The organism is Streptomyces flavofungini, assembly GCF_041028215.1.
Taxonomy (GTDB): Bacteria; Actinomycetota; Actinomycetes; order Streptomycetales; family Streptomycetaceae; genus Streptomyces; species Streptomyces flavofungini_B.
Map to the genome: position 1 here is coordinate 1 of NZ_JASKYR010001227.1, position 1,507 is coordinate 1,507.

The 1,507-nt window shown below is 73.7% G+C and carries 2 protein-coding genes; both read left to right on the plus strand.

The features are described from left to right. On the plus strand, nucleotides 1-193 hold a 193-nt coding region (locus tag AB8Z36_RS39960), incomplete at its 5' end, for a response regulator transcription factor (RefSeq protein ID WP_369218262.1). A gap of 78 nt (nucleotides 194-271) precedes the next feature. Continuing rightward, nucleotides 272-1,507 (plus strand): HRDC domain-containing protein (locus tag AB8Z36_RS39965; protein ID WP_369218263.1); only part of this gene is annotated, 1,236 nt, incomplete at its 3' end.

A 1,507-nucleotide genomic window follows, 5' to 3' on the forward strand; every position in this document is an offset into this window, starting at 1 on the left:
CGAGCTGTCCGGCCGTGAGGTCGAGGTGCTSCGCCTGGTCGCCGAAGGCCAGTCCAACAAGGCCATCGGCGTCTCGATGGGCCTGTCCGCCCTGACCGTGAAGAGCCACCTCGCCCGGATCGCGCGCAAGCTCGGCACGGGTGACCGGGCCGGGATGGTCGCGGTCGCCCTGCGCACCGGGATCATCCACTGACTGATTTACAACCCCTTCACGCCCGTCGACGGAACGTTCCGTCGACGGGCGCCGCGCATACACAGATACCCTTGACAGGTGACCGACGCCCAAGAGACCGCAGCAGACAGCTCACTGCGAACCACCGGAGGCGCTCCTCCGGACGACGTCGAAACGGCGCCGATCCCCTTGCTGGAGCCTCGCGACGGCATCCCGCCGGTGATCGCCGACGCGGACGCCCTCGCCGAGATGATCGCCGCGTACGCCCGCGGCACCGGCCCCGTGGCCGTCGACGCCGAGCGCGCGTCCGGCTACCGGTACGGCCAGCGCGCCTATCTCGTCCAGCTCCGCCGCGAGGGCGCGGGCACCGCGCTGATCGACCCCGTGGCCTGCCCCGACCTCTCCGGACTCGGCGAGGCCATCGGCGACACGGAGTGGGTCCTGCACGCGGCCACGCAGGATCTGCCGTGCCTGCGCGAAATAGGCATGATCCCCACCCGCATCTTCGACACCGAGCTGGCGGGGCGGCTCGCCGGGTTCCCGCGGGTGGGGCTCGGCGCGATGGTCGAATCCGTCCTCGGCTTCGTCCTGGAGAAGGGCCACTCCGCCGTCGACTGGTCGACCCGTCCGCTGCCCGAGCCCTGGCTGCGCTACGCCGCCCTCGACGTGGAGCTCCTGGTCGACCTGCGTGACGCCCTGGAGAAGGAGCTGGACCGGCAGGGCAAGCTGGAGTGGGCCCACGAGGAGTTCGACGCCATCGCCTCCGCACCGCCCGCGCCGCCCCGCAAGGACCCCTGGCGCCGCACGTCCGGCATGCACAAGGTGCGGCGCCGCCGCCAGATGGCGGTCGTACGGGAGCTGTGGACCGCGCGTGACAAGGTCGCCCAGCGGCGGGACGTGTCACCGGGCAAGGTGCTCAGCGACGGGGCGATCGTCGAGGCGGCGCTCGGGCTGCCGCCGAACGTGCACGCGCTGGCGGGCCTCTCCGGCTTCGGGCACCGCATGGGGCGGCGCCAGCTCGAACAGTGGCAGGCGGCGGTGGACCGGGCGAAGGCGTTGCCGGACTCGGAGCTTCCGCAGCCCGGTCAGACGGTGAGCGGGCCGCCCCCGCCGCGCTCCTGGGCGGACCGCGACCCGGCGGCCGCGGCGCGGCTCGCGGCGGCGCGGGCGGCGGTCTCCGCGCTGGCGGAGCGGCTGAACATGCCCCAGGAGAACCTGATCACTCCGGACACGGTCCGGCGCGTCTGCTGGGAGCCGCCGGCGCAGGTGGACGCCGACTCGGTCGCCGCCGCCCTCGCCGCCCACGGCGCCCGCCCCTGGCAGATCACCCAGGTA